Here is a 7,992-nt window from a genome sequence, read left to right as displayed (position 1 = left end):
CATCAAGCCCGAGAACGTGATGCTGCACGACGGCAGCGCGCTGGTGGCCGACTTCGGCATCGCGCTGGCGGTGTCGAGCGCGGGCGGCGGCTCCCGGATGACCGAGACCGGGATGTCCCTCGGCACACCGCACTACATGAGCCCCGAGCAGGCCATGGGCGAGCGGGCCATCACCGCCCGCTCGGACGTCTACGCCCTCGGGGCAATGACCTACGAGATGCTGATCGGCGATCCGCCCTTCACCGGCAGCACCGCCCAGGCGATCGTCGCCAAGGTCATGACCGATAAGCCGGCTCGGCTCCGGCGGCAGCGGGAGCGGGTTCCCGATGCGGTGGAAAACGCGGTCCTCACGGCGCTGGAGAAGCTGCCGGCGGATCGCTTCGCGACCGCGGCGGAATTCGCCGCGGCCCTGCGCGGGGACGGCTCCGCGGCCACGCGAATCAGCGCCTCGGCCGCGACTCGAGTCGCCCCGTCACGCGGCCGCCAAGTCACCCTGTACGTCGCGGCGCTGGGGCTCCTGGCGGCAGGGTTCCTGATCGGCGCCTGGGTGATGAGGCGCGACCGGGCGGCGCCCGTCTCCTTTCAGCAGAAGACCTTTCGCGACGAGGCGATCTTCAATGCCCGCTTCACGCCTGACGGGAAGACCATCGTATACAGCGCAGCATCGGAGGGCCCTGCCCCAGCGCTCTTCGTCATCCGCCCCGACTATCCGGAGCCGACGCCGCTCGGCCTGATCGACACCCACCTGCTTTCCATTTCGTCGAAGGCCGAGCTCGCCGTGCTGGTCCGCGCCGAATTCGTCCGCCACCGCCTGTTCCAGGGGACACTGGCGCGGGTTCCCCTCGGCGGAGGCGCCCCGCGCGAGGTGATCGACAGCGTGCGGGAGGCCGACTGGTCGCCTGACGGCACCGAGCTGGCCATCATCCACGACGTGAACGGACGGGACCGCCTCGAGTTCCCCGCGGGCAAGGTGCTCTACGAGGCGTCGGGCTACCTGAGCGATCCGCGGGTCTCGCCCGATGGGAAGCATGTCGCCTTCGCCGAGCACCCGTTCCGCTGGGATGACCGCGGCATGGTCAAGATCGTGGATCGCACGGGCAAGCAGACGGCTGTCACCCGGGACTTCGTGGCCATTGAAGGCCTGGCCTGGCGGCCTGGGGGCGATGAGGTCCTGTTCTCGGCGTATTCCAACAACTTGCTTTACGTGTACGCGGTCAGCCTCGGTGGACAGCTTCGGGTTGCCGTGTCGAGCTCGGGCAACCTCACCACCCAGGATGTCTCGTCCGGAGGACAACTGCTCGTGACTCGCGATGACGCGCCCTACCGGTTGATGCTCCGGGGGCCGGGAGCGAAGCGCGAGCTCGACGTCTCCTGGCTCGACGCCTCGCTCGCTCCGAAGCTCTCCCACGATGGATCGCTCCTCGCCTTTACTAATGGAGGAATCGACGGAGGACCCAACTACAGCGTCATGCTGCAGAAGACCAGTGGCGGCCAAGTGGCACGACTGGGCGAGGGAGAGGTTGCCGGCTTCTCGCCGGACGGCAAGTGGGTGCTGAGCTTCGTTCCCTCCACGCCGCCGCGGGTCGTCCTCTATCCCACCGGTCCAGGAGCGGAGCGGCGTATCGACGTGGGCCCCTATGAGTCGATCGGCTCGCTGGACTGGTTGCCGGATGGCAAATCCATTCTCGTCTGTGGCAACCGGGTGCAAGAAGCCTCCCGTTGCTCCATCACGTCGCTATCGGGGGGCGCGGCCCGGGCGGTGACGCCCTCGGGCACCGGCACCGGGTTCGTCTCGCCCGACGGAAAGGAGATCGTGGCGTTCGGACAGGCGCTTGGCTACCGCCGGTACCCGCTCGCCGGCGGCGACGGGGAGAAGATCCCAGGGCTTTCCTCCAACGATCAGGTCATCCGCTGGAGCACCGATGGGCGGGGGCTGTTCACCTACCGGGTGACTTCGCAGATCGCGGAGCGTCTCGAGGTCGCGACTGGCCGTCGGGAGACGTTCCTGACCTTTGGAACCAGTCAGAGTCGATTCACCCGGATCATCTTCGCCACGATGTCGGACGATCCCCGGGTCTACGCGTACGTCGCCGCGCCGTATCTCTCACAGTTGTTCACCGTGGAGGGCGCGCGATGAGCGATCCGGCCACACACCTCAACCAGTCTTGAGAGGAGATCTCGTGGCCACTGCATCTATCAGGGTGGGAGTAATTGCGGAACAGTCGGGGCCGCTCTCGTTCATGGGCCTGGCCAATGCAAACGTGGCCAGGATGGTGATCGATGACATCAACGCCAAGGGTGGGTTGCTGGGGCGCTCGCTGAATCTCTACCTCGAGGACGGCGCGACGACCGATAGCGTGGCGGAAGCCAAGGCCACCAAGCTCGTCCAGCACGATCAGGTCGATGTCATCTTCGGTGGCATCTACAGCTCCACGCGACAGGCCATCAAGGGCCCTGCGGTCGTGAAGGGCAAGAAGCTGTACATCTACCCGGAGCAATATGAGGGACAGGAATGCGACCCGCTCATCTTCTGTAGCGGCCCGGTGCCGGCGCAGCAAGTCGAGCCGCTCATTCCCTGGCTGATGCAGCAGACCGGCGCGAAGAGATTCTACTTGCCGTCGGCCGACTACATCTGGCCACACACGATGAACAAGCAGGTCCGTCAAGTCGTCACGGCCAACGGTGGCGAGATCGTCGGCGAGGAGTACTATCCCCTCGACCACACCGACTATCGGAAGACCATTGACAAGATCACAGCCAGTGGCGCCGAGGTGGTATTCAATACCACCGTCCCTCCGGGGCTCACCTCGTTCCTCGAGCAGTTGTACGACTCCGGCTTCACCGCACGAGGTGGACACCTGGTCTGCACCTACTTCGACGAGAACCTGGTGAATCTGGTGCCGGCGGCCCACATGGAGGGACTGTACAGCTGCCTCGACTACTACCACGACGTCGGCGATCCCTTCAGCAGGAAACTGCTCGATCAGTACAACACGCTGTATCCAGACCAGGCCAAGTTCACCGGCGGCAGCGCGTGTTCGGGCCTGTACCGAGGCCTCCGGCTCTGGGAGGCTGCGGTGAAAGAAGCGGGCTCGCTCAAGCAGGCGGACGTCGTCAAGGCCCTGGACCATGCCAGGATCGCCGAGGGACCGGGAGGTCCAGCCGCGATGGTGCCCGGGCAGCATCACGCTCGGATGAACATGTACATCGCGCAGGCACGGGCTGGTGATTTCAAGATCGTCAAGAGCCTCGGGGCGATCGACCCCAAGGAGTGCGCGCAGCGATGACCGACCCCGGCGGCCACCTTTCGACGGCTCTGTCCGACCGCTACCGCATCGAGCGCGAGCTCGGCGCGGGCGGGATGGCCACGGTCTACCTGGCGGAGGACCTCCGGCACGACCGCAAGGTGGCGATCAAGGTGCTCAAGCCGGAGCTCTCGGCGGTGATCGGCGCCGCGCGGTTTCTCCGCGAGATCAAGACCATCGCCACGCTGCAGCACCCTCACATTCTCGGTCTCATCGACAGCGGCGAGGTCAGCGGTACCGCCTACTACGTCATGCCGTTCGTCGAAGGGGAGAGCCTGCGCGAGCGGCTCAACCGCGAGCGGCAGCTGCCGATCAACGACGCGGTCCGCCTCGCCACCGAGGTGGCCGGCGCGCTGGACTACGCTCACCGCCACGGCGTGATCCACCGGGACATCAAGCCAGAGAACATCCTGCTCCACGACGGTTCGGCGCTCGTCGCCGACTTCGGGATCGCGCTGGCGGTCTCCAGCGCCGGTGGCTCCTCGCGGATGACCGAGACCGGCATGTCCCTCGGCACGCCGCACTACATGAGTCCCGAGCAGGCGATGGGTGAGCGCGAGATCACCGCGCGTAGTGATATCTACGCCCTGGGCTGTGTGCTCTACGAGATGCTGACCGGCGAGCCGCCGTTCGAGGGCGCCACCGCCCAGGCGATCGTGGCGCGGGTGCTGACCGAGTCGCCCCGCCCCCTGCGACCGCAACGGAAGAGCGTCCCGCCCCAGGTGGAGGCGGCGGTGCTCACCGCGCTGGAGAAGCTGCCGGCGGATCGCTTCGAGAGCGCCAAGGCATTCGCCGAGGCGCTGGGCGATCCGGCGTATGCCGGCACAACCAGCATGCAGACTCGCGTCATGTCGTCGAGCGCGGCCGCTCGCCCGGGCGGCCGCCTGCGGCAATGGCCCGTGGTGGCCGCGGCCATCGCCGTCGTGGCGGCCGTAGCGGGGCTCGCGGCGGGATGGGCCGTCTGGCACCAGCGCCCACCGGCGTCCCCGCCGACCGTGCTGCGCTACAGTGTGGCCCTGCCGGACAGCGCGGCTCCCATCGACGCCATCATGAATCAGTTGGGTTATGCCCCCGATGGCTCGGTGTTCGCCTACTCTTCACGGCTTGGGGTGATGCTGCGGTACGCGGAGCGCCTCGATCCAGTGCCGGTCACCGGTGGCCGTCGCGGCACCGCGCCCTTCTTCTCGCCGGACAGTCGCTGGCTCGGCTTCCAGACCGGCGGCAGCCTGGTGAAGGTGCCGCTCGCGGGCGGTGCGCCGATCACCATCTGTGACTCGTGCACCGGCTACAATTTCAGTTGGGGCAGCGACGACACGATCCGTTACCATACGGCCCCGGCCGACAATGGAAGCTCCCGAGTGTTGATGGCGATCTCGGCACGGGGAGGACGCCCGCACGAGTTCGCTCGGCCCGAGCGTACCTCGGGGGAGGTCTTCCGGTCACCCATGCTTCTGCCGGGCCGCCGCACGGTCCTGTTCTCGGTGTACCGGGACGCGGCCAGCCGGCTCGCGTCTATCGATCTGCGGACGGGCGCCATCACCCGGCTCGATCAGGCCGGTTTTGGGCCCCAGTGGGTGGAGAGCGGATTCCTGGTCCTGAGCAACGCGGACGGGACGCTGATCGCCCTGCCGCTCGACCCCGCGCGGGTCCGTCCCACCGGGCCGCCGGTGGCGATCGCCCGCGACGTCTCGCAGCCCGACGCCTACTCCCCACGAGCCGCCGTATCGGCCGAGGGATCGTTCGTCTATCCGCGGGCGGGTGGGGCGGTGCCGCGACGGCTGATGCTGGTGTCGCGCTCGGGGCAGGCCACCCCACTCATCCCTGACCCGAAGGCCTTCGCCAACCCGCGCTTCTCGCCCGATGGCCATCGGGTTGTATTCGATATCAGCGATGCGGCCACATCTAGCCGCGACGTATGGGTGCTCGATGTCGCCCAGCGGGTGTGGTCGCGGCTCACGACCAACGGCATCAGCGACCGCCCGATCTGGACCCGGGACGGGCAGCGCGTGGTGTACTCCAGCAACGACGATCTGTGGTGGATCGCGGCCGACGGGAGCGGGCGTCCCGACAGCCTTCTCGTGTCGGTCGGGAACCGCTTTGCGGGGAGCGTCACGCCGGACGGCCGTGCGCTCGTCTTTCAGGAAACCGGCGGGGGGTTGAACGGCATCCGCGCCATGGTTTTCGACTCGGCACCGGCGGCCCGCACCATCCTTCCCGCGGCCTTCGATGAATCCGCGCCCGCGCTCTCGCCCGATGGCCATTGGCTGGCGTACCAGTCCGACCAGACCGGACAGATGGAGGTGTACGTCCGGTCCTATCCCGAGCCCGGTGCCCGCGTCTCGGTCTCGCTGCAGGGTGGCAGCGAGCCCGTGTGGGCCCACAACGGCCGGGAGCTGTTCTATCGCTCGGGGGACAGTCTGCTGGTCGCGTCGGTGACGCTCTCACCGGCGTTCGCGGTCACCGCGCGCCGCCTGCTGTTCACGGGATCGTTCCTGAACGGCGGAACCTTCCGCGAGTACGACGTCGCGCCTGACGATCAGCACTTCGTCATGATCAGTGGGGGTGCGGCGCAGACGACGCTGATCGGCGTGCAGAACGTGTTTCAGCGCTTGCTGTACGACGGGCGGCAACAGCGGTGACCCGGTAAGCCACAGCGCGGTGGCTCCCAACCCTGATCTTAAGTTTCCCTCATAAACGCTTCATCCTCCCCTCACCCCGCCGCTGCTACGCTGTTCGGGTACACGGCGGGCTGCCCTCGGCGCTCCGCTCGACCCATACTCACCCCTCCAGGAGCTCCCTATGGGTACTGCAACCAGGCAGACCGCCTTCACCCTTCCCAAGTCGGCGGCCGGCTTCAAGCCCTCCATTCCAATCCGGGCCCGCTATGACAACTGGATTGCCGGGGAGTACGTGCCGCCGGCGCGGGGGCAGTACTTCGTGAACCCGACCCCGATCACCGGCCAGCCCCTGTGCGAGGTCGCTCGATCAACCCACGAAGACGTGGACAGAGCCCTCGACGCGGCGCATGCCGCCGCCATCAGCTGGAACGGCAGCTCACCGGCGTACCGCGCCAACATCCTCAACCGCATCGCCGACCGCATCGAGGCCAATCTCGACACCCTCGCCTTCATCGAGACGCTCGACAACGGCAAGCCGATCCGCGAGACCACCCACGCGGACTTGCCGTTGGCGGTGGACCACTTCCGTTACTTCGCCGGCTGCATCCGGGCGCAGGAGGGCGGGCTCTCGCAGCTCGACGATGACACGGTGGCCTATCACTTCCACGAGCCGCTAGGCGTGGTGGCGCAGATCATCCCCTGGAACTTCCCGCTGCTGATGGCCACCTGGAAGCTGGCGCCCGCGCTCGCGGCCGGGAACTGCGTCGTGCTCAAGCCCGCCGAGCAGACGCCGCTGTCCATCATGGCGCTGATGGAGCTGATCGCCGACATCCTGCCGAGCGGCGTGGTGAACGTGATCCAGGGCTTCGGGGTCGAGGCCGGCAAGCCGCTGGCCAGCAGCCCGCGGGTAGCCAAAGTCGCCTTCACCGGGGAGACCACCACCGGCCGGCTGATCATGCAGTACGCCTCGGAGAACCTCATTCCGGTGACGCTGGAGCTGGGCGGCAAGTCACCCAACATCTTCTTCGCCGACGTGATGGATGCTGACGACGAGTTCTTCGACAAAGCGCTCGAGGGGTTCGCGATGTTCGCCTTCAACCAGGGCGAGGTGTGTACCTGCCCCTCGCGGGCACTGGTGCAGGAGTCGATCTACGACCGGTTCATGGAGCGGGCGGTGGCGCGGGTGCAGGAGATCGCCGAGGGGAACCCGCTGGATCCGACCACCATGATCGGGGCCCAGGCCTCCAACGATCAGCTGGAGAAGATCCTGAGCTACATCGAGATCGGAAAGAGGGAGGGGGCCAAGCTCCTGACCGGCGGCGCGCGCCGAATTCACACCGGCGAGCTCGAGAGCGGCTTCTATGTCAAGCCGACGGTCTTCGCGGGTCACAATCGGATGCGGATCTTTCAGGAGGAGATCTTCGGTCCGGTGCTGGCGGTCACCAGGTTCAAGGACATGGACGACGCCCTGTCGATCGCCAACGATTCGCTGTACGGCCTGGGCGCCGGCGTCTGGAGCCGGAACATCAACACCTGCTATCGCATGGGACGCGGGATCAAGGCCGGCCGGGTCTGGACCAACTGCTATCATGCCTACCCGGCCCATGCGGCGTTCGGCGGCTACAAGCAGTCCGGCATCGGGCGGGAGATCGGCGAGTACGGCATCGCCGACGTGCTCGAGGTCAAGTCGGTGCAACGATGACGACCGGACCCGAGGCAGCGGCGGCGGCCGGCGACTACCCGCACCCCGTACGCGCGGCTGTGCTGCGGGTCGTGGGCGAACCGATGGTCGTGGAGACGATCCATCTCAAGACCGTGGGTCCCGATGAGGTCCGGGTACGGATCGACCAGGCCGGCGTGTGTCATTCCGACCTGTCGCTGGCCCGCGGTGTGCTCCAGCAGCCCGTACCGGCGGTGTTGGGGCACGAGGCCTGCGGCACGATCGTCGAGCTCGGAGAGTCGGTCGTCGATCTCGACGTGGGACAGCGTGTCGTCCTGCTGTGGATCACCCCGTGCCGGGACTGCTTCCATTGCGCACACGGAGAGTCGCACCTGTGCAGCAACGGATC

Annotated in this window: 5 protein-coding genes; all 5 read left to right on the top strand. The window is 67.2% G+C overall.

Annotated features, from left to right (window positions below; all coding sequences use genetic code 11):
- On the top strand, positions 1 to 2,137 hold a 2,137-nt coding region (locus VHR41_20260), incomplete at its 5' end, for a protein kinase (GenBank protein ID HEX3236537.1).
- 43 nt (positions 2,138 to 2,180) lie between these two features.
- Positions 2,181 to 3,287 (top strand): substrate-binding protein, encoded by a 1,107-nt coding sequence (locus VHR41_20255; GenBank protein HEX3236536.1) that lies wholly within the window; start codon positions 2,181 to 2,183, stop codon positions 3,285 to 3,287.
- Positions 3,284 to 5,944 carry a protein kinase gene (locus VHR41_20250; protein HEX3236535.1) on the top strand — a complete coding sequence of 887 codons (2,661 nt, stop codon included), beginning with the start codon at positions 3,284 to 3,286 and terminating at the stop codon, positions 5,942 to 5,944. Before VHR41_20255 ends, VHR41_20250 begins: the two co-directional genes overlap by 4 nt.
- Positions 5,945 to 6,104: 160 nt before the next feature.
- Positions 6,105 to 7,625 (top strand): aldehyde dehydrogenase family protein, encoded by a 1,521-nt coding sequence (locus VHR41_20245; GenBank protein ID HEX3236534.1) that lies wholly within the window; start codon positions 6,105 to 6,107, stop codon positions 7,623 to 7,625.
- Positions 7,622 to 7,992: alcohol dehydrogenase catalytic domain-containing protein (locus VHR41_20240; GenBank protein ID HEX3236533.1), on the top strand; the 371-nt coding region annotated here is incomplete at its 3' end. The genes VHR41_20245 and VHR41_20240, both read left to right, overlap by 4 nt.

The sequence above is a fragment of the Gemmatimonadales bacterium genome, from assembly GCA_036265815.1.
GTDB lineage: Bacteria > Gemmatimonadota > Gemmatimonadetes > Gemmatimonadales > GWC2-71-9 > CAVVWJ01.
Note: the sequence above shows the minus strand (reverse complement) of the source record. Positions and strands in the feature narration are given on the sequence as shown.

Bases quoted from the DNA above. Each gene is read 5' to 3' on its own strand.
- VHR41_20250 (HEX3236535.1), top strand. From the start codon at position 3,284: ATGACCGACCCCGGCGGCCACCTTTCGACGGCTCTGTCCGACCGCTAC.
- VHR41_20245 (HEX3236534.1), top strand. From the start codon at position 6,105: ATGGGTACTGCAACCAGGCAGACCGCCTTCACCCTTCCCAAGTCGGCG.